The organism is Phaeobacter sp. CECT 5382 (genome assembly GCF_001457775.1).
In the GTDB taxonomy this organism is placed as follows: domain Bacteria; phylum Pseudomonadota; class Alphaproteobacteria; order Rhodobacterales; family Rhodobacteraceae; genus Pseudophaeobacter.
Genome location: NZ_CYSG01000001.1, coordinates 255419 through 276554 on the forward strand (window position 1 = coordinate 255419; position 21136 = coordinate 276554).

Here is a 21136-nt window from a genome sequence, read left to right on the forward strand (position 1 = left end):
CTTGACGCGGCATCGGTACCTGAGCCAAGGGTAGTTCCATGCGCCGTACCGACCGCCTTTTTGAAATCATCCAGATCCTGCGCGATGGAAAGCTCCATCGCGCAATGGATATTGCGGCCCGGCTCGAGGTTTCGACCCGTACCATTTACCGCGATATGGACACGCTTGTGGCTTCAGGTGTGCCGGTCGAAGGCGAACGCGGTATCGGCTATATGGTGCGCGAGCAGATCACCCTGCCACCGCTCACGCTGACCCCGGAAGAGTTGGAAGCTCTGAACCTTGGTATGGCCATCGTCGCAGAGGCCGCTGATGCAGATCTAAAGGCAGCGGCGCAGTCGCTTGCAGCCAAGGTAGACGCGGTTTTGCCAGAAGAAACCATCGCCCAGGCAGATGCCTGGAAATTTGCGGTCTATCCTTTTGCCGATGCCGCACGGGGCTTTGCCCATATGCCGACCCTGCGTGCGGCGATCAAATCGCGTCAAAAACTGTCACTGCGCTATCGTCGCATAGATGGCACTTTGACAAAGCGCATCATCCGCCCGCTACACATGGAATACTGGGGGCGAATCTGGACCCTGACCGCCTGGTGCGAAACGCGTGGCGATTTCCGTGTCTTCCGCGTTGATCTGATCGAAGAGGTCACCGCCCTGCCCGAGCTATTCGTCGACGAGCCGGGCAAGCAATTGTCCGACTATGACCCACACCGCTCAAAGGGCTGAAAACCTGCGGACCAGATATCAGGCGGTTCTGACTTAGGCAGAGAAGCTCTTAAGCCGGAAACACGAAACAGCGGTTGCGCGGAACTGTCAGCCACATCACCCGCCCGACCTCAGGCAGAAACACGCGCGGAACGGTCACTTTCAGGATAGAGTCATCATAGTCCATCTGAAACTCCACCAGGCTTTCGTGGCCCAGATAGCGTGCCCGCTTTACCACGGCGCGGGCGGGCACTCCATCGGTGGCAGTGGGCAGGGGCCCTTTGCCACTGCGGTCAAAATCAATGCGCACATGTTGTGGGCGAAAAACGATTTCCACATCGGTGCGATCCGCAATACCCGGTGCTAGGAACTGGCCGAAAGGTGTATCTGCCAAGGCACCATTCACTTGTGACTTCAACACGTTGATATCACTGAAAAACGCCACTGCCGCTTTGTCAATCGGGCGGGTATAGACGTTGTAGGGCGCACCTTGCTGGACGATTTTGCCGCCGCGCATCAGCGCGATTTCATCGGCCATGCGCATGGCCTCTTCGGGTTCATGCGTCACCAGCAGAACGGCTGCGTCCTCTTCTTTCAGCAGAGTCAGTGTCTCATCCCGGATGCCGTCACGCAGCCGGTTATCAAGTCCAGAAAAAGGCTCATCCATCAGCATGATACGTGGCTTGGGTGCCAACGCCCGCGCCAGCGCGACACGCTGCTGCTCGCCACCTGACAGCTGGTGCGGAAAGTCATCAATGAACCGCTTCAGCGAGACCTTTTCCAACAGTTCTTCGACCCGGGCGCGTTTTTCGGCCTTGCTGCCTTTGTTGAGACCAAAGGCGACGTTGTCTGCCACGCTCAGGTGCGGAAACAGGGCAAAATCCTGAAACATCAGGCCAATCTCGCGCCGCTCTGGCGGGACACGAAAGACCGTGTCGCAAATCAATTTGCCATCGACGTAGATCTCGCCACTATCCTGCATTTCCACGCCGGCAATCATCCGCAATGTGGTGGATTTTCCGCAGCCCGAAGGCCCCAGCAAGCAGGTCACCTGCCCCGCCTGGATCTGCAACGACACATCATCCACCACTGCACGGCCATCAAAATAGCGATAGATATGGCGGATTTCCAGCCGTGGTACCGGCAACCCAGGTTGAACTGACGATTGCATATGCAACCCGGACTGGGACTGCTGGTCTGGCTGGCGCTGGGGGGATGCTGTGCTCATTCGGCCTCGCAAGCTGTCCGATCCTGCAAATCGGTTTCAGCGGCAAATACCAACCCCGTCGCCGCCGCGCAAGCCTTCAGCAGCAGCCCGGCACCGCGCCGTCCAATTCCAGCCCGTTGAAAGGTGAATTGCCACCACAGCCGACAAAGATGCCATAATGGTTGGAAAAATCGCCGATAAAATCAAAATGCGGAGCCAGACGCGTGTCTTGCAGCATCATCCAGGTATTGCCACAGACCGGAAAGACCTTGCCCGTCTCGATGACATGGTGATCATCTAGGCGCAGTGCATGCGGCGCATGGGCAATACTGCCTTTGTAGATCACCGCCTGACCGTAGTCTTCACAAGCGCTTTCCAGTTCTGGCAGTTTGAACAAACGATAGGTGGCCGACAGAAATTTCAGCGGGGCGACGCGGGCTTCGAGCTTGGGATTTTCGATCGTCAATGGGCGCGCTGTCACCATCCGAGGATCTTTGAAACCGGCCTCCTTGGACAGCGTGAGAAAATCGTTCCAATAGAGCGCCCCCGACAGGCATTCCCCATACAGCACCTCATCCTTGGCCATGTCTTCCGGCACCCGCCGATCTGCATAGACATCAGAGAAATACATCTCGCCGCCTTCTTTTAGAAGATGGTGCGCCCCGCGCAGCACTGCTCCCTTGTCGGTTGCCAGGTTGATGACGCAGTTGGAGACAATGATGTCAAAAGATCCCGGCTCCAGCCCCAAATCTTCCAGCTTTTCAATATAGCCATGATGGAATTCCACGTTGCTTTCAGGATGGCCAAAGGCTTCGGCATGAAAATCCTGATGACGGCGCGCCACCTCCAGCTGTGCTGGTGTCATGTCAACGCCCACGACCCGCCCTTTGGGCCCCACCAGCGCTGACAATGCGTAGACATCACGCCCAGCCCCGCATCCCAGATCAAGAATGCGCGCGCCCTCCAGCGCTTCCGGGGCGATCAGCCCGCAGCCATAATAGCGCATCAGCACCTCATCATGGATCTGCGACAGCACGGTCTTGACGTAATCGGGCATATCATCGGGGGTACAGCAAGCATTGGTCTGCAGATCCTCGCTGCCCTGAAGCACCTCCCCGTAGTAGTTTTGTACTGCTTCATGTTTCATCTGGGAGATCTCCGGATTGGCCCTCGCCCACCGCAGAGTGCCGTGGGCGAGCGACGCGGTTGAGCGCTGGATTTTTGCTTAAGTCTGAATCTGGCTAGACCGTGAATGGTCCCTTCGCAAGCGACAACCGGGTTCACTAACGCAAGCGTGAGAGTGCCGTGTGAACGATCGTAGGCAATCCACTTGTGGCCCACCTGCTGCTTGCCGACCTGTCCACCTGGCAGTCAGAGATCACTGCGGTAGCAAATCAAAATCTGCCCCGGCGCGGATTTTGCCGTTTACCAAAATCTCCAATCGGTGCAATCCGGGCACCAGCTTGAAGGTGGTTGCGTCGCCTTTCAGCTTGTGAACCTTGTCAATTCTCAACATATTCGACGAACAAACCGCTTGCTTGATTTTAAAAACCTTTTGTGAAGACTTCCCTTTAGGCCTATGAAAATGGATAATATAATCCACCAGAACAGGGCATTCCCGATCTGATATCAGCTCGACACTGAACTCCAATCCCGATCCAATACGAACATTTTTCGATTGGAGGCACAGATCAACCTCCACGCGGACCTCCGGATCAAACCCCAACAAACTCAGTGCCTCGGCATGGCCAGATTTGACCAATCCACGACAGGCGTGGCGCATCAACCAGTCCAATTCCTTGGCGTCCCCGCCGTCCTGCGCCCGCCAGCGCCGCAGGCAAGCGAGCACCAGTTCCGGGTCTTTCTTGGCGATGTCATTCAAGTGATTGGCCACCGATCGCGTGACATAGCGGGTCGGATCCGCCTGCAATTGATCCAGCAGATGCACCGGATCCTTCAGCTCCAGTGCCACCCCCTGCCCCCAGGGCAGACGCGGCCGGGTTCCTTCGCTCACCAAGCGGCGCACATGATAACTGGAATGCTGCGTCCAGACCTGCATCCGCGCCAGAGTCTCATGCGGGTGCGCATTCAGAAACGGGCGGATCGCCCACTCCATTGAGAACCTCTGGGTCAGTGCCTCTATCAGATCCAGCGACAGATCCAGATGGTCCGGCAGCCCGCGCGCCACGACGAATTCTCCCAGCGGAGCAAAGATGAAATCGCCAAAGTCATCATCCGATTTGGACGGATCGAGCGGCGGCGGCAGTGCATTTAGCAAGACTGGCGCCACTTTTGTAAGGTCCCCGGTCAGGTGCTGCCCCAGGACCTCGGCGATCCAATGCAGACGGGCCTTCAGCTCCAGCTGCAACAGGCGTGACATCACGTCGGCCTCAAACCCTACGGCGTCAAATCCGGGGTCGGCGGCGGCAAAAAGACCCGCCAGATAGCGGGTCTTTTCCAGGTTAAACAATTGGTCCTTCAGGGAATACCCGCTGGCCATCTGTGTTCTCCGTTTCTGGCGCGTCAGAGCGTCATATTAGTGGCACCGCCATCCAGCAGAATGTTCTGACCGATGATGAAGCCTGCGTGTTTTGAGCACAAAAAGGCACAGGCAGCCCCAAATTCGGCCCGTGTGCCGTAGCGTCCTGCAGGAATGGTGGCGGCGCGCTGTGCCTTGGCCTCTTCCATGCTGATCCCCTGCTGCGCCGAAACACCGCTATCAAGCGAGACCGCACGGTCAGTGGCATGAATGCCCGGCAACAGATTGTTGATCGCAACGCCACTGCCCGCAACCTGACGCGAGGTTCCCGCAACATAGCCGGTCAACCCGGCGCGGGCCGAATTAGACAGGCCCAAAACCGCGATAGGGGCTTTGACCGATTGCGAGGTGATATTGACCACCCGCCCCCAGCCACGTTCCATCATGCCCGGCAACAGTGCTTTCATCAACGCAATCGGTGCCAGCATATTCGCATCCAGCGCCTTGATGAAATCTTCACGCTCCCAGTCGGACCACATGCCCGGAGGCGGTCCACCGGCGTTATTGACCAAAATATCCACGTCTTCAGCCGCTGCGAGTAGTTTCTGCTGGCCTTCCGCCGTGGTCACATCCGCCACAACAGTTTCAACCTGCACGCCATGTTCAGCGCGAATCGCATCCGCTGCGGCCAGCAGAGCCTCTTCGCCACGGGCGTTCATCACCAGGTTCACCCCCGCCGCGGCCAGTGCTTCGGCGCAGCCCAGTCCCAGCCCCTTGCTGCTGGCACAGACCAGTGCCCGCTTTCCTGCAATTCCCAGATCCATCACCCATCTCCTCTGCGCGTGTCTTGTACATGTCTTATCTGCTGCAGCAGATTGCACAGCCCTGTCGCCGAAGACCAGCCCGCAAATTCTTGGAGGCCCACCGCAATTGCGACGCGCACTGACGCAAAATTAACCAGGTGTCAGGATTTCTGCCAGTAATTGTCTGCATCCTGCCTTATTTCCCGGATAGGCCTGCCTCATGCAGCAGCGCATCCGGATCTGCGCGTGCAACCGTCGACACAAGAGGATTCACGTGACTTCATCCCATCAAGCCATCCAATCGGTCCCCGTCTATCCGGCAGAGCAATTCCGGGTCGAGATCGGTGCAAATATGGGTGACGCCCTGGGTGTTCTGGATGATCTCATGCTGGATGACATCTATCAGCTCGACCCCAGAGCTCGCCCTCGCCGTCTTGGTCTGGCCAGCAATCCCGGTGGCGCGTTTTATATCGCCAAGGATACCGAGTTAGGCACTCCTGGTGCCCGCCTGCATCTGGATTGCACCCTGACTCTGATCCCTCAGGCCGGAGGCAGCGTCGAAGCAGTGGTCCTGGTCGAGGTTGATCCAGAGGGCATGATCGCAGGCATCTACCTATTGCCCCTGGCACCACTCGACCGTGGTGTAGCCTATTCTCTGGTCCGGGCCGAACAAGACCAGGTGCGGCGCAAACTGGCGCAGATGTCCTGTGTTTCTTTCACCCGCGGCACCCGCATCACCTTGTCAACGGGCGCGCAGATGCCGATCGAAAACCTGCAACCGGGTGACCGGATTCTGACCCGCGACGCGGGCGTGCAGGAGCTGCGCTGGATCGGCCACAGCACCTCACGCGCGACTGGACGCATGGCGCCAGTCTTGATCCGGGCCGGCGCACTGAACAATGCGGGCGACCTGCTGGTCAGCCCGGATCATCGCCTGATGGTTTATCAACGCCGTGACAGGCTGGGCACCGGCTGTTCAGAACTACTGGTACGGGCCCGCGATCTGGTCAACGGCGACAGTGTCGTGATGTCTGCGGGCGGGTTTGTCGACTATTTCCAGCTGCTGTTTGATCGCCATCACATCGTCTATGCCGAAGGGATCGCTGCGGAATCTCTCTATCTGGACCCGCTGACCCAGCCTGCTTTGCCGGATGAGCTGCTTTCTGTGATCACTCCCCATCGCCTGCCCCTGCAACGACGCGACAGCCATGGGTTTGAGGTGCAAAAAGCCTTGCTAGACCATCCTGACGCAGTTGGGCTGCTGCGGCGCGCCTCACTCAGCTGATGATCGTCGAAAACGACTGATCCAAAGGTGTTCAAGCAGCGCTTAGGGAGTTCTTGATAGGTCGGAAACTGGTCAGCGACAATCCAATCACAGGCCAATCACAGGCCAATCACAGGCGCATGAAAGTCTGGGCCGAATTTCGAGACCGATGTGACGGCACTGGCAAAAGAGGTCGTTCATCTTGCCTCACCCTGCAATCCAACCTATACGCGCGCTCATGTTGGATAGTGCCCCAAACCGCCCCGAACTGCCGCCTGAAATCGCGCGGCGCCGCACCTTTGCGATCATTTCGCACCCGGATGCGGGCAAAACCACGCTGACTGAAAAGTTCCTGCTTTATGGTGGTGCGATTCAGATGGCGGGGCAAGTGCGCGCCAAGGGCGAGGCCCGGCGCACCCGATCTGACTTTATGCAAATGGAAAAAGACCGCGGCATCTCAGTCTCGGCCTCGGCAATGTCTTTTGATTTCAGCGGCTTTCGTTTCAATCTGGTTGACACGCCCGGCCACTCCGACTTTTCAGAAGATACCTATCGTACCCTGACGGCCGTGGATGCAGCCGTCATGGTCATTGATGGTGCCAAAGGTGTTGAAAGCCAGACGCAGAAACTGTTTGAGGTCTGCCGCCTGCGGGACCTGCCGATCCTTACCTTCTGTAACAAGATGGACCGCGAAAGCCGCGATACCTTTGAGATCATCGACGAAATTCAGGAAAACCTGGCCATTGACGTAACACCAGCGGCCTGGCCCATCGGTGTTGGGCGTGATTTTATCGGCTGTTATGACATGCTGCGCGACCGGCTGGAGCTGATGGACCGTGCCGACCGTAACAAGGTAGCTGAAAGCATTGCCATCGAAGGCCTGGATGACCCCAAACTGGCCGAGCATGTGCCGGAACATTTGCTGGAAAAGCTGCTCGAAGAAGTTGAAATGGCCCGTGAGTTGCTGCCCGCGCTTGACCCGCAGGCCGTGCTTGAAGGGCATATGACCCCGATCTGGTTCGGCTCTGCCATCAACTCCTTTGGTGTCAAGGAACTGATGGATGGGATTGGCGCCTATGGCCCCGAACCCCAAGTGCAAAAAGCGCTGCCCCGCGACATTGCCCCCGAAGAGAAAAAAGTCAGCGGCTTTGTCTTCAAGGTGCAGGCCAATATGGATCCAAAGCACCGGGATCGGGTGGCCTTTGTGCGTATGGCGTCAGGGCATTTTAAACGCGGCATGAAACTGACACATGTGCGCACCAAGAAACCCATGGCGATTTCCAATCCGGTGCTGTTCCTGGCCTCGGATCGCGAATTGGCCGAAGAGGCCTGGGCCGGTGATATTATTGGCATTCCCAACCACGGCCAGCTGCGCATTGGCGACACCCTGACCGAAGGCGAGGCGCTGCGCGTCGCGGGTATTCCCTCTTTCGCGCCAGAATTGCTGCAAGGCGTGCGCGCGGGCGACCCGATGAAGGCCAAGCACTTGGAAAAGGCGCTGATGCAATTCGCCGAAGAAGGCGCTGCCAAGGTCTTCAAACCGTCGATCGGTTCGGGCTTTATTGTTGGGGTCGTGGGGGCTTTGCAATTCGAAGTGCTCGCCAGCCGGATCGAGATGGAATATGGGCTGCCCGTGCGGTTTGACACCTCGCAGTTTACTTCGGCGCGTTGGGTCACAGGCGAAAAACAAGCCGTCGAAAAGTTCGTCGATAGCAACAAGCAGCATATTGCCTATGATCACGACGGTGACGTCGTCTATCTGACGCGACTGCAATGGGACATTGATCGCGTTGAACGCGACTACCCCGAGCTGAAACTGACTGCGACCAAGGAAATGATGGTTTAATCCTGCCATTTTCGGTGAGGGGGCGTTAACCGCCTCCTCGCCTTGGCCTCATTTGGGCCTCAACTCGCGCCTAACCTTGCGAGATATTGATTTTCTCGGCTAAATTGCTTTGAGCGGTTTTGGATCAAGCGGTGGTTCGCGAATGGAATTTGACAGCGAGTTATACCCCGGAGGGTTCTATAGCCTGATGAAACGGCTAGAGAAAAAGGAACGCCCGTTTCAAAATCCTGAACAGTGCCTTCCAGCTGCTGATGTGGATTTCGCTTCCTTTTGGCAGCAGCAGATCCCCGAAGATCTAGAAAATCCCGAAGTAACCTATAGGTATGACCCGCAACACAAGCAGGCACAGTTGCGGTACCAGTTGCGCGGCGAGCCCGAAATCTTTGCCCTGCACGCCTTTCTAATTGCAATCTTACGCCGCCGCCCAACCTGCCCCCCCGCCAGACAGCTGTTTTTACGTCTCTGGACAGAAGAAGGGGAGAAACTGGCCAAGGTGCTGGAGCCACGCTGGTTGATTTCAGCCGCCACAACCTTTGCCGACCATGGGGCAACCATTGACCAACGCCTGGGAGGACAGGGTCTGGCACTGCTCTTTGATTTGATAAAGCTTCACGACAGCGAACGAAGTCTGTCCGGTCGATCCAACGGCCTGGGTTTTCCTCGTCTCAAGGATCGACCTAGGGACAAACTAGCCTTTGACCTGAATGGTTATTCCTTGCCAACGGGCGATATGGACAAGAACCTTTTGGCCCGCCTGTGGCGGCATGGCGAAAACGACCAGGTCATCGCTCCGTTATGTCGACGCATGCTGGGAGATCTTCTGCGCGAGCCACGCACGGTCTTTGGCCGTATTCAACGCTACAAAAAACGTCCGAAATCACTATGACAAAGCCTGCGGATAGATGGGGAATTGTCAGTACGATCAAGGCGCCCGGGGCTCAGATCCTGAATTTCGCCGCCTATCACCTAGAAGCCGGTGCCCATCGCCTGTTCATCTATCTGGATGCCCCCTGCCCTGAGGTGCGCCATCTGTTGAAAGCGCATCCCAAAATTCGCGTCGTCGATTGTGATGACCCCTCGTGGCAGCAACGCCGAAAAGGGGGGAAACCGGCGAAACACCAACAGCGGCAGACCCTTAACGCCACACGAGCCTACCGGCGCCAAAGCGATGATCTCGAATGGCTGACCCATATCGACGTTGATGAGTTCCTATGGGCTGACAAGTCTATCGCACAAATTCTTGCAGAGCTCCCGCAAACCACCCTCAACGCCAGGGCCCGGCCAATCGAAGCTCTCGCCGGAGCGGGCTCGGCCTTCAAAGGGTTTATCAGCGGGTCAGAGCGTAAAAACATCGTTGGCCGTGTCTACCCTCAATATGGAGAGTATCTAAAGGGCGGATTTCTGAGCCATGTTCAGGGCAAGATTTTTGTGCGCACCGGCCTGCCCGACCTCAGCTTCCGCATTCACAATATCTATCAAGGCAAGGACGAAAACCCAGGTGGCCAGGAACTTCCTGAGGTCGACCTCTGTCACTTTCATGCTCACAACTGGGATCAATGGCTGTCGCAGTATCGCTATCGCCTTAAACAAGGCTCTTACCGGGCCGAACTGGAACCTGCCTGGTCACGCGAGACGGGTGGCATCACCAAGCATGAGCTGCTCAGCGAAATCGAAGCGTCCGAGGGGACGTCCGGGCTGCGCGCATTTTTTGACGAGGTCTGCAAGGATAGTCCAAAATTGCGTCGAAAACTGGAGGCCGAAGGACTATTGCGGCTACGTGATTTGCGCATCGAAGAGGCGCGCCAGAAACATTTCCCGAAGTTTGGCTGAACTGTTCTGCGGAGCGCTGTTTAAAGTTTGAAACCCATATCAAACCAGCCAATAATTGACCCCCAAGCCAGATTTTGCTATGTCCCGCCAAAAGCTGGATGCTGTCACACCGCATGACCCTGCGGAACCGGCTTTCTGTTAACACGCGCGGGCCAGGTCAGTGTCCGCATAAACGGACGCATATGACAAAATTTTCCGATCTGAACTTGAATGCCAAGGTCCTCAAAGCCATCGATGAGGCCGGGTATGAATCCCCAACACCTATTCAGGCAGGCGCTATTCCGCCCGCCCTTGAAGGACGCGATGTTCTTGGTATTGCCCAAACCGGCACTGGTAAGACCGCCTCTTTCACCCTTCCGATGATCACCTTACTGGCGCGTGGCCGCGCCCGTGCCCGGATGCCACGCAGCCTGGTTTTGTGCCCGACACGTGAATTGGCAGCCCAGGTGGCTGAGAATTTTGACACTTATACCAAGCACTTGAAGCTCACCAAGGCGCTGCTTATCGGCGGTGTCAGCTTCAAGGAACAAGACCAGCTGATCGACAAAGGCGTTGATGTTCTGATCGCCACCCCCGGCCGCCTGCTGGACCATTTCGAACGCGGCAAGCTGCTGCTCACCGGCGTTCAGATCATGGTGGTGGACGAAGCCGACCGGATGCTGGACATGGGCTTCATCCCTGATATCGAACGCATCTTCTCGCTGACGCCCTTTACCCGCCAGACGCTGTTCTTTTCGGCCACCATGGCGCCCGAGATCGAGCGGATCACCAATACCTTCCTCTCTGCGCCGGAACGAATCGAAGTGGCCCGTCAGGCGTCCGCCTCTGAGACGATCGAGCAGAACGTGGTTGTCTTCAAAGCCTCGCGTAAAGATCGCGAAGCCAGCGAAAAACGGACCGTTTTGCGCGCATTGATTGATCAGGAAGGTGACAAGCTTTCCAACGGGATCGTTTTCTGCAACCGCAAGTCGGACGTGGATATCGTTGCCAAATCTCTGAAAAAATATGGCTATGATGCGGCTCCCATTCATGGCGACCTTGATCAAAGCCAGCGCACCAAAACCCTGGAAGGGTTCCGCGAAGGCAATCTGCGCATTCTGGTAGCCTCGGACGTAGCTGCACGGGGACTTGATGTGCCCAGTGTCAGCCATGTGTTCAACTTTGATGTTCCCGGCCATCCCGAAGACTACGTGCACCGGATTGGTCGCACCGGGCGGGCCGGACGCGAAGGTAAGGCGATCACCATCTGCTCTGCCCGCGATGAAAAAGCGCTCGCGGCTGTTGAAGCGCTGCTTCAAAAGGAAATCGCTCGGTTGGAGAACCCGGTGAAAAAGGCTGAGCCTGCCAAGCGCAGCTCTACGCGCAAAGCTGCGGAAAAACCTGTCAAGGATGCTACCGCCGCTGACAAACCCGTCGCGCAAAGCTCATCCGTTGAAACATCTGCCAGCGACGCGGCGGCAGAAGCAGGCAAAGCCACGACCGATACATCTGGTGCAGGCAAGTCTGAATCGCGTCGCGGACAGGCTGGCGGAAAATCCGAAGGCAAGTCCAACACTCGGTCACGCAAAGCCCCTGCCCAAGCCCCAGCTCCTGCCAAAGCAGCAGAGGAAGCACCCGCTCCTGCCCCCAAGACCCAAAACCAACGCGGTCGCGGTGGGAAGCAGAATGGCGGGCGTCGCGATGATCGTACTGTCGTTGGTATGGGTGATCACATGCCCAGCTTTATCGCTCTTTCCTTCGACCAACGTCGGGCCGGATAGTCGGGCCAGATAGCCAGCCCGAACGGCAGCTATCGAGTATTTCAATTTCATGACGGCCGCTCTTTTTGGGGGCGGCCGTTTTGTTTTAATCAGGGGTGTTTTGTCGAGTGGCACATCGCCCAGCCCTGCGACCTTTGCAGGTGCAGCATGACGGCAATGTCAAATTGGTCAATGTAATCGCGCCAAAAGATCTCTATCTCCTGAGCAACACGATATCCGCACTCTGAAGCTAGAGACACAAGCATATGAAACAGATCGAAGCCCCGACCCTCTCCATCGCCGACATTCACGCCATCGAAGCCCGTGCCCATGAGATGCGCGCCGAGGCCTTGGCCGACGCCATGCGCAGCCTTGGTCGTGGCCTGCGCGCGCTGGCTCTTAAATTCACCGGGATGTTTTTCCGTCCCCGTCACGCCTAAGATCTAGGCAGTTATTTTGCCAATCTAGGATCTTCTGCCCGACGTTTTCACTGACGTCACCACTCACGAAAAAGCCTCGGCATATCCTGCCGAGGCTTTTTTTCGTCATTTAGGATCCGTTGCTGACAAATTACTGGTCAGCGCATCCGGCTGATCACCACTGTGACCTCAGGCTTTTTACCGATCTCATTATGGGTGGTCTGACGTGCAATGCGGCGCAACTCACCTTCGAGCTTGTCGTCATCTTTCAAAGTTTTGGCCCCGGCCCGCATCAGAAACTGGTTCAGGTCTTCCTCCAGTACTTCTGTCAGCGCGGTGTTAGAGCTGCCATTATCCGTCAGACCTTTGATATCGCACCAGGGCTCACCAAGTGGTTCATCCTCTTCGTCCAGAATCAGCGTCACCACCAGATGGCCATTCAGCGCCATGCGGATACGATCACGCACCACGCCATCCATAGCGCCTATCTTGACGGACCCATCAAGATAGGTGCGCCCGGTGTCGATGTATTCCACAACGGAAGGACGTTTGCCGCTGAGATCCAGCATCATACCATTGACCGCGACAATGCTCGGAATGCCCTTGGCTTCGCCAAGACGCGCGTGCTGGCGCAGATGGCGGTGTTCGCCGTGCATCGGTACCAGCATGTCCGGTTTCAACAGATCATGCAGCGCTTCGAGATCGGGACCGTTGGCATGGCCTGAAACGTGATAGAGGCCAGAGCTGTCGTCAACGACATCAACGCCTTTTTCCGAGAACTGGTTGATGATGCGGATCACACCGCGCTCATTGCCCGGAATGGTTTTCGAGGAAAACAGGAAGAGGTCGCCCTCTTTCAGCTCCAGCCCGCGATACTTGCCACGTGCCATCTGTGCTGACGCTGCGCGGCGTTCGCCCTGGCTGCCGGTGGTGATCAGCATCAGATTGTTGCGCGGCATATCCTTGGCTTCTTCGGGAGAGAAGACATTGGGGAAATCCGTAAGCACTCCGGTCTGTGTTGCAGCCTCGACCATACGCAGCATCGCGCGGCCAAGAAGTACGACCGAACGCCCGGCGCGGGTGCCCGCCTCTGCCAGGGTTTTCACCCGTGCGACGTTGGACGCAAAAGTGGTGGCGGCCACCATGCCATTCGCCTCGCCGATCAGGCGGGTGATCTCTTCGGGCAGATCGGATTCAGACCGGCCTGGAGTTTTGGAAAACACATTTGTAGAATCACAAATCAGCGCTTTGATGCCGGGCTTTGCGATCTCGGACCACATTTCGGGGTCAAAAGCTTCGCCAACCAGCGGCGTGCGGTCCAGTTTGAAGTCACCGGTATGCACGACACGGCCCGCAGGGCTGTCGATAACCAGACCGCCGCTTTCAGGGATCGAATGCGCCATCGGCGCAACACCGACGGTAAAGGGGCCAAGCTTGATCACTTCGGGCCAGGCGCCAACAGTCTTGACAACCAGCGGGTCATGGCCGCGCTCTTCCATTTTGCGCCGAGCGAGATTGGCAGTAAACGCGCGCGCATAGATCGGCACGTTCAGCTGGCTATAGAGATGCGACACCGCCCCGATATGGTCCTCGTGGCCGTGGGTGATGAAGATCGCTTCCAACTGGTCGACGCGTTCACGCAGCCAGGTGATGTCGGGCATGATCAGATCAACGCCAGGGGTGCTGTCCATATCCGGGAAGGCGACGCCCAGATCTACCAGGATCAGACGCTCTTTTCCGGGTTTGCCGTAGCCGTAGACATAGGCATTCATGCCAATTTCACCTGCCCCGCCAAGGGGCAGATAGATCAGTCGTTCTTTAGTGCTCATACAGGAGTACCATTATCCTTGTTGTATTTATGGATGATCTGGAGCCCATGCATGGTGAGATCATCCTCATATGCGTCAAACAGATCAGCTGCTTGCTGGAATAGAGGCGCCAGCCCGCCTGTTGAAATCACTTTCATCGGAACTTCACGCTCCGCTTTGATCTGCGCGCAGATCTCGCGCACCAGACCGATATATCCCCAAAAGACGCCAGACTGCATGCAGGCCACGGTGTTCTTGCCGATGACATTCTCCGGTTTGGAGATGTCCACATGCGGCAGGGCTGCGGCTGCCTGATGCAGCGCCTCCAGGCTGAGGTTCACCCCCGGCGCTATCACACCTCCGACATAGGCGCCATCCTCGGCAACCACATCAAAGGTCGTGGCGGTGCCAAAATCGACCATGATCAGATTGCCGCCATAGTGATCAAAGCCCGCAACCGTATTGACCAGACGATCCGGCCCCACGGCCGTGCCCTCGTCCACCCGGACTGCAACAGGCAAAAGGCAGTCGGATTTTCCAACCACCAGAGGGCGCGTGTTGTAATAGCGATCTGCCAGAACCCGCAGATTGAACACCACGCGCGGCACCGTCGACGAGATGATCACATCGGTGATATCGGTCTTGATGCCCTGCAATTCAATAAGTGTGTTGAGCCAGACAAAATACTGATCCGCCGTGCGCCGCCAATCGGTGGCGGTGCGCCAGGTGCCCACGAACTGTTCGCCATCCCAGATTGAGAAGACGGTATTGGTATTGCCACAATCAACAGCCAGAAGCATCGCCTGCCCTCACAGTCAGAAAAAGATATCGGCCGCGGGGATACTCACCCGACCTTTGGCGCTGTTTAGGACAAGGTTGCCCTCCTCGTCCACCGTCTCAAAGGTTCCTTCGGTCTCTGAAGTGGCAGTACGTGCCGTTATAACCTCCCCCAGTTTGGCCGCACGGGCCAGCCAGGCGGTGCGGATGGGACCAAACCCATAGGTGGTGAACTGCAGTTCATAGCGGGCATAGGCGGCTGCCAGTGCTGTGAGGAAGTCCTCTGGCGTCACCTGAACCCCGGTTTCGGACAGCAATGAGACCGGCCAGACCGCACCAGGGTCGAGCCATTCCTTCATCGGGGTTTCCACCAGATTGACGCCAATGCCAATCGCCAGATGGGTGACACCGCTGCCCTGTCCGGCGCTTTCGAGCAAAATTCCTGACAGTTTGCCGCCGTTGAGCAGCACATCATTCGGCCATTTCAGCGCCAACCCTGCTGTGCGCCCCGTTAGCGCTTCGCAGGCATCATAGACTGCGAGAGCGGCAACAAAGCTGCGCAGTGCCACCTCATTTGGTGCTTCCGTCGGGCGCAGCACCAGTGTGGCCGCAAAATTGCCCTGTGGGTCTTTCCAGTCGCGCCCACGTCGCCCGCGTCCCTTGGTCTGGCGTCGCGCCAGTATCCACTCCGGCCCCGCGAGGTCCGGTGCGATCCGCGCCGCCTCATCCAGGGTGCTGTCGACTTCTTCGAGGATCCGCTTGCCGTAGCCTTCAGGCCAATCTGTCATTGTGCTCTCCCTTCAAGGCAAAAAGGCCCGATCCATCGGATCAGGCCCTTTTCCAGAGATGTCATAGAGGTCAGTTGACCAGGGTCGCTGCCGCAGCAGCCGCTGCGCCGTCGACACCAAACATGTTGATGATCCCAAGCACCATCACCGCAGCAGAGCCCATCAGGAAAACCCAGAGCACCGGCGAGGTGGAGCGATCAAGATCTTCGCTCTCTTCACCGAAATACATGTAGTAAACGATGCGCAGGTAATAAAAGGCACCAATGACAGAGGCTACGACACCGGCAATGGCCAGCCAGGCCAACCCAGCTTCATAGGCTGCACGCAGGACATAAAGTTTACCAAAGAACCCCAGCATCGGCGGCACACCAGCCAGACTGAACAACAGCACCAGCACCGCCAGCGCCTTGCCCGGCTCGCGACGGGAATACTGGTTCAGAGCCTGGATGTCGGTCACGGGCTGGCCGTCTTTTTGTAGCATCAAGATAAAGGCAAAGGTGCCGATATTCATCGAAACGTAGATCGCCATATAGACCAGCATCGCCTCGACACCCATTTGGGTGCCGGCCGCAAGACCCATGAGCGCATAGCCCATATGGGCAATCGACGAATAGGCCATCAGGCGTTTGATGTCGCGCTGACCGATCGCAGCCACAGCACCAACAAACATCGACAGCAGCGACAGCACTGCAACCACTTGGCTCCAGTCGCTGACTGCGTGACCAAAGGCATCATGCATGACCCGTGCGAACAGGCCCATGGCAGCAACCTTGGGCGCTGAAGCAAAGAAAGCCGTCACCGGCGTCGGCGCGCCCTCGTAGACATCGGGTGTCCACATGTGGAAAGGCACGGCAGAAACCTTGAAGCCGAGGCCAGAAATCAGCAAGACGATGCCGAACAGCATCCCGACAGAAATCTCGCCGTGCTGTGCAACTTCGATGATGCCGGAAAACTTGGTGGTTCCGGCAAAGCCGTAGACCAGTGAGGCGCCATAAAGCAGCAGACCGGAGGACAGCGCACCCAGTACAAAATACTTGAGCCCCGCCTCGGTTGATTTTGCACTGTCGCGGCGCATCGAGGCGACCACATAGAGCGCCAGAGACTGCAGCTCGAGCCCCATGTAGAGCGACATCAGATCGCCAGCAGAGACCATCATCATCATGCCGACCGCGCTGAGCGCGACCAGAATCGGGTACTCAAAGCGCAGCATGCCACGGCGTGACATGTACTCCTGCCCCATGATCAAAACAGCAGAGGCCGACAGCAGGATCGCAACCTTGGCAAAACGGGCAAAGCCATCATCGATGAACATGCCGCCAAAGGCCTCATGCGTGCCTTCTCCACTGGTACCAATCCAGAGCGCTAGCGCAGCCATCAGCCCGGACGTGGACCAGACCAGCGTGGAGGCCAGGTTGTCCTTGCCGGTGTAGACTGCGCCCAGCAGGGCGGCCATGGCGTAAAGTGCCAGGATAATCTCTGGCAGAATTACGGAGAGATCAGCTTGGATCATCTGTCCAGGCCCCCTTAGTGCGACGCAATCTGGGTGGCTGCAGAGGTATCCGCGGCTGCCAGAGACTGGTTGAAATTGGCGATCAGCGCTTCAGTCGACGGACTGATGATATCGGTGATCAGCGAAGGATAAACACCAAGAAGAATGGTCATCACCACCAGCGGCGCAAAGATGAACCGTTCCCGCGTATCCATATCCTGAATTGTCTTCAGGCTGCCCTTGATCAGATCGCCAAAGACCACCCGACGATACAGCCAAAGCGCATAACAGGCCGAGAAGATCACACCGGACGCAGCAACTGCCGCAACCCAGGTATTTTTCTGGAACGCCCCCATCAGGGTGAGGAATTCACCCACAAAGCCGGACGTGCCTGGAAGGCCTACGTTGCCCATGGTGAAGAACATGAAGATCAGTGCAAAGGCTGGCATCCGAATGACCAGACCGCCATAGGCGTCGATCTCTCGGGTGTGCATCCGATCGTAGATCACCCCGACACACAAGAACAGCGCCGCCGAGATGAAGCCGTGGCTCAGCATCTGAAAGATCGCACCGTCAATACCCTGCTGGTTGGCCGAAAAGATCCCCATGGTGACAAAACCCATATGCGCGACCGAAGAATAGGCGATGAGCTTTTTCATATCTTCCTGCACCATCGCCACCAGCGAGGTATAGACCACGGCAATCGCAGACATCCAAAGGATCACATCTGTCATCACCTCCGTCCCAACTGGGAACATCGGCAGTGAGAAGCGCAAGAAGCCGTAGCCGCCCATTTTGAGCAGGATCGCAGCAAGTACTACAGACCCAGCTGTTGGCGCCTGCACGTGCGCATCGGGCAGCCAGGTGTGGACCGGCCACATCGGCATCTTCACTGCAAAAGACGCAAAGAAGGCCAGGAACATCAGGGTTTGCATACCGCCTACCACATGAATGCCTAGCACATCAAAGCTAGCGGCCGAGAAACTATGGCTCAGCAGGGTCTCGATATCAGTGGTGCCGGCATCGGCATACATCGCCACCATCGCCACCAGCATCAACACCGACCCAAGCAACGTGTAGAGGAAAAACTTGAAAGAGGCATAGATGCGCTCTTTGCCACCCCAGATGCCGATGATCAGGAACATCGGGATCAAGCCAGCCTCAAAGAACATATAAAACAGCACCAGATCCAGCGCCATGAAGACACCCAACATCAGGGTCTCCAGCAGCAAGAAGGCGATCATGTATTCTTTGACGCGGGTCGTGACACCCCAACTCGCCAGAATGGTCAGCGGCATCACGAATGTGGTCAGCATCACAAACAGCACCGAGATGCCGTCGACGCCCATCTTGTATTTCAGGCCAAAGACCCAGTCGCGCTCTTCCAGAAACTGAAAGCCGGTATTGGCGGGATCAAACTGCGCATAAATCCCCAATGACACCAGAAAGGTGATCGAGGTGGCCAGAAGCGCCAGCCATTTCGCATTGCGTTGCGCCGCCGCATCCTCGCCACGCATGAGCAGCGCCATGATGGCAGCCGCCGCAGCAGGGATGAAAGTGACAATAGAAAGAAGGTTGTCCATCAGTGGGCTCCTCCGCCGATCGACATCCAGGTGATCAGGGCTGCAACGCCCAGCACCATCCAAAAGGCATAGGTAAAGATGAAACCGGACTGGGCCCGGCCTGCGAGACGGGTGAAGAAGGGAACAATGCCCATGGCCACACCATTGAGGAAGCCATCGATGGTCTTGCCATCGCCGCGCTTCCACAGGAAGCGGCCAAGTGCCAGAGCGGGTTTGACAAAGATCGCGTCATAAAGCTCGTCAAAGTACCACTTGTTCTTGAGGAACAGATAGAGCGGCTGAAAGTTGTCGGCCAGGCGCTTGGGCAGGCTCGGGTTCACGATGTAGAACCAGATCGCCAACACAAGTCCCAGGGACATGGCAATAAAGGGAGAGACCTTGACCCAATTCGGCGCGGCATGGGCGTCGTCCAACACATGGTTGTCAGGTGCAAAGTAAAGTGCCCCCTCGCCCGGTTTGCCAGCAAAGACATAGTGATGCTCTGCTTTGGCGGCAGCGTCACCGTGGCCAGCCTCTTCGCCGTGCTCATCCGTGGCTTCGCCATGGGCATCAGCCGAAGCTTCCGCAACAGGAATGCCGTAGAATTTGCCAACTTGATCGGCGTGGCCAAAGAAGCTGCCGTACCAGATCATGCCCGAAAAGACCGCACCCAGCGCCAGAACGCCAAGCGGGATCAGCATGGTCAAGGGGCTTTCATGAGCGTGGTCATGGGTGTGCTTGTCGCCGCGTGCCTTACCAAAGAAAGTCAGGAACATCAGACGCCAGCTATAGAAAGAGGTCATGAAGGCAGCAACCACCAGCGCCCAGAAGCCGAACATCGACCCGCCTGCATAGGCACTTTCGATAATGGCATCCTTGGACAGGAAGCCTGCAAAACCAATATGGGTCAGCGGAATGCCAACACCGGTGATCGCAAGCGTGCCAATCATCATCGCCCAGTAGGTGTAGGGGATCTTTTTGCGCAGGCCGCCGTAGTTATTCATGTCCTGCTCGTGGTGCATCGCGTGGATCACCGAGCCGGCACCCAGAAACAGCATCGCCTTAAAGAAGGCATGCGTGAACAGGTGGAACATTGCCGCCGAATACATTCCGACGCCAGCGGCCACAAACATGTAGCCCAGCTGCGAACAGGTTGAATAGGCGATGACGCGTTTGATGTCGGTCTGAACCAGACCCACGGTGGCAGCAAAGAAGGCAGTGGCTGCACCAAGTACAGTGATGAACATTGTCGCCTCGGGCGCCACTTCCATCAATGGCGACATACGGCAGACCAGGAAAACACCGGCAGTAACCATGGTGGCGGCGTGAATCAGCGCCGAAACAGGTGTCGGGCCTTCCATCGCATCTGGCAGCCAGGTGTGCAAAATCAACTGCGCCGATTTCCCCATGGCGCCAATGAACAGCAAAACCGCCAGCAGGTTGGCCGCGTTCCATTCGCCCCACAGGAAGCTCAACTGCGTTTCAGCAATCTCTGGGGTGGCCGCAAAGATCTCGTCAAAGTTGATGCTGTCTGTCAGCAGGAACAGACCAAAGATCCCCAGCGCAAAACCAAAATCCCCAACTCGATTGACGATGAAAGCCTTCATCGCCGCCGCATTGGCGCTTGGCTTGCGGTAGTAAAAGCCGATCAGAAGGTATGAGGCAACGCCCACGCCTTCCCAGCCAAAGAACATCTGCACCAGATTGTCCGAGGTCACCAGCATCAGCATGGCGAAGGTAAAGAACGACAGATAGGCAAAGAAGCGCGGCTTGTAGCTTTCGCCCTCTTTCCACTGCGGATCATCGGCCATGTAGCCAAAGCTATAGAGATGCACGAGACTGGAGACCGAGGTCACAACGATCAGCATCAGCGCCGTCAGGCGATCCAAGCGAATGCCCCAGGACGTATTCAGGCTACCGCTTTCGATCCAGGTCATCAGCTCGATCTGACGAGTGACACCATCAAAACCAAGGAAAGTGATCCAGGACAGCAGGGCCGACAGGAACAACAGGCCCGTCGCCGTCACCATGGCGGCTTTTTCGCCGATAAACTTGTGGCCAAAGCCGCAAATCAGCGCACCCACGAGAGGGGCAAAAAGGAGGATGGTTTCCATGATGCTTTAGCCCTTCATCATATTGATGTCTTCCACGGCAATGGTGCCGCGGTTACGGAAGAAACAGACCAGGATCGCCAGACCAATGGCGGCCTCGGCGGCGGCCACGGTCAGCACGAACAGGGTAAAGACCTGCCCCACCAGATCCCCAAGGAAGCTGGAGAAGGCCACAAGGTTGATATTCACTGCCAAGAGCATCAATTCGATGCTCATCAGCAGGATGATCACGTTCTTGCGGTTTAGGAAAAGCCCGAAGATGCCGATGACGAACAAGGTCGCCGCAACGGTGAGGTAATGTTCAATACCAATCATG

General features: G+C 57.0%; 18 protein-coding genes. 7 read left to right on the top strand and 11 right to left on the bottom strand.

Translation table 11 applies throughout. From position 1 onward, the window contains the following. Positions 1–38 precede the first annotated feature (38 nt). Positions 39–719, top strand: a complete 681-nt coding sequence (locus PH5382_RS01215; RefSeq protein WP_058332512.1) for a helix-turn-helix transcriptional regulator — start codon at positions 39–41, stop codon at positions 717–719. Positions 720–768: 49 nt separating this feature from the next. On the opposite strand, the gene PH5382_RS01220 is transcribed toward PH5382_RS01215, so the two are convergent. From PH5382_RS01220 to PH5382_RS01235, 4 genes are all read right to left on the bottom strand, one after another. Then, a complete protein-coding gene (locus tag PH5382_RS01220; RefSeq protein WP_058332664.1) occupies positions 769–1869 on the bottom strand; it encodes an ABC transporter ATP-binding protein in 1101 nt (366 codons plus the stop codon). 133 nt (positions 1870–2002) lie between these two features. After that, positions 2003–3052, bottom strand: a complete 1050-nt coding sequence (locus tag PH5382_RS01225) for a methyltransferase domain-containing protein (RefSeq protein ID WP_058332513.1) — start codon at positions 3050–3052, stop codon at positions 2003–2005. A gap of 231 nt (positions 3053–3283) precedes the next feature. Then, positions 3284–4405: a hypothetical protein gene (locus PH5382_RS01230; protein ID WP_058332514.1), complete on the bottom strand. Its 1122-nt coding sequence runs from the start codon at positions 4403–4405 to the stop codon at positions 3284–3286. Between the two features lie 23 nt (positions 4406–4428). Further along, positions 4429–5208, bottom strand: coding sequence for an SDR family oxidoreductase (locus tag PH5382_RS01235; RefSeq protein ID WP_058332515.1), 780 nt, complete (start codon positions 5206–5208; stop codon positions 4429–4431). Positions 5209–5461: 253 nt separating this feature from the next. Between PH5382_RS01235 and PH5382_RS01240 the strand changes: the two genes are divergently transcribed. From PH5382_RS01240 to PH5382_RS19930, 6 genes are all read left to right on the top strand, one after another. Then, positions 5462–6472, top strand: coding sequence for a Hint domain-containing protein (locus PH5382_RS01240; protein WP_058332516.1), 1011 nt, complete (start codon positions 5462–5464; stop codon positions 6470–6472). Between the two features lie 217 nt (positions 6473–6689). Then, positions 6690–8297: a peptide chain release factor 3 gene (locus PH5382_RS01245; RefSeq protein WP_058332517.1), complete on the top strand. Its 1608-nt coding sequence runs from the start codon at positions 6690–6692 to the stop codon at positions 8295–8297. Positions 8298–8439: 142 nt separating this feature from the next. After that, complete coding sequence (locus PH5382_RS01250; protein WP_058332518.1) at positions 8440–9183, top strand: hypothetical protein; 744 nt, start codon at positions 8440–8442, stop codon at positions 9181–9183. Further along, on the top strand, positions 9180–10127 hold the full coding sequence (locus tag PH5382_RS01255) for a glycosyltransferase family 2 protein (RefSeq protein ID WP_058332519.1): 948 nt from the start codon (positions 9180–9182) through the stop codon (positions 10125–10127). The genes PH5382_RS01250 and PH5382_RS01255 overlap by 4 nt, the downstream gene beginning before the upstream one ends. 182 nt (positions 10128–10309) lie before the next feature. Continuing rightward, positions 10310–11887, top strand: a complete 1578-nt coding sequence (locus PH5382_RS01260; protein ID WP_058332520.1) for a DEAD/DEAH box helicase — start codon at positions 10310–10312, stop codon at positions 11885–11887. 245 nt (positions 11888–12132) lie between these two features. Then, the gene (locus PH5382_RS19930; RefSeq protein WP_197409972.1) at positions 12133–12306 is read left to right on the top strand and encodes an RSP_7527 family protein; all 174 of its coding nucleotides are present in this window, start codon (positions 12133–12135) and stop codon (positions 12304–12306) included. A gap of 137 nt (positions 12307–12443) precedes the next feature. Here PH5382_RS19930 and PH5382_RS01265 read toward each other — a convergent pair whose 3' ends face one another. The 7 genes from PH5382_RS01265 to nuoK all read right to left on the bottom strand — a co-directional run bounded on the left by PH5382_RS01265 (position 12444) and on the right by nuoK (position 21135). After that, complete coding sequence (locus tag PH5382_RS01265) at positions 12444–14114, bottom strand: ribonuclease J (protein ID WP_058332521.1); 1671 nt, start codon at positions 14112–14114, stop codon at positions 12444–12446. Beyond that, a complete protein-coding gene (locus tag PH5382_RS01270) occupies positions 14111–14893 on the bottom strand; it encodes a type III pantothenate kinase (protein WP_058332522.1) in 783 nt (260 codons plus the stop codon). The genes PH5382_RS01265 and PH5382_RS01270 overlap by 4 nt, the downstream gene beginning before the upstream one ends. Positions 14894–14908: 15 nt before the next feature. Next, positions 14909–15658, bottom strand: coding sequence for a biotin--[acetyl-CoA-carboxylase] ligase (locus PH5382_RS01275; protein WP_058332523.1), 750 nt, complete (start codon positions 15656–15658; stop codon positions 14909–14911). Between the two features lie 70 nt (positions 15659–15728). Beyond that, positions 15729–17168, bottom strand: coding sequence for an NADH-quinone oxidoreductase subunit NuoN (nuoN, locus tag PH5382_RS01280; RefSeq protein ID WP_058332524.1), 1440 nt, complete (start codon positions 17166–17168; stop codon positions 15729–15731). A gap of 14 nt (positions 17169–17182) precedes the next feature. Further along, complete coding sequence (locus tag PH5382_RS01285; RefSeq protein ID WP_058332525.1) at positions 17183–18730, bottom strand: NADH-quinone oxidoreductase subunit M; 1548 nt, start codon at positions 18728–18730, stop codon at positions 17183–17185. After that, complete coding sequence (gene nuoL, locus PH5382_RS01290; RefSeq protein WP_058332526.1) at positions 18730–20823, bottom strand: NADH-quinone oxidoreductase subunit L; 2094 nt, start codon at positions 20821–20823, stop codon at positions 18730–18732. Before nuoL ends, PH5382_RS01285 begins: the two co-directional genes overlap by 1 nt. 6 nt (positions 20824–20829) lie before the next feature. After that, positions 20830–21135, bottom strand: a complete 306-nt coding sequence (gene nuoK, locus PH5382_RS01295) for an NADH-quinone oxidoreductase subunit NuoK (protein WP_009808916.1) — start codon at positions 21133–21135, stop codon at positions 20830–20832. Between the last annotated feature and the right edge of the window lies 1 nt (position 21136).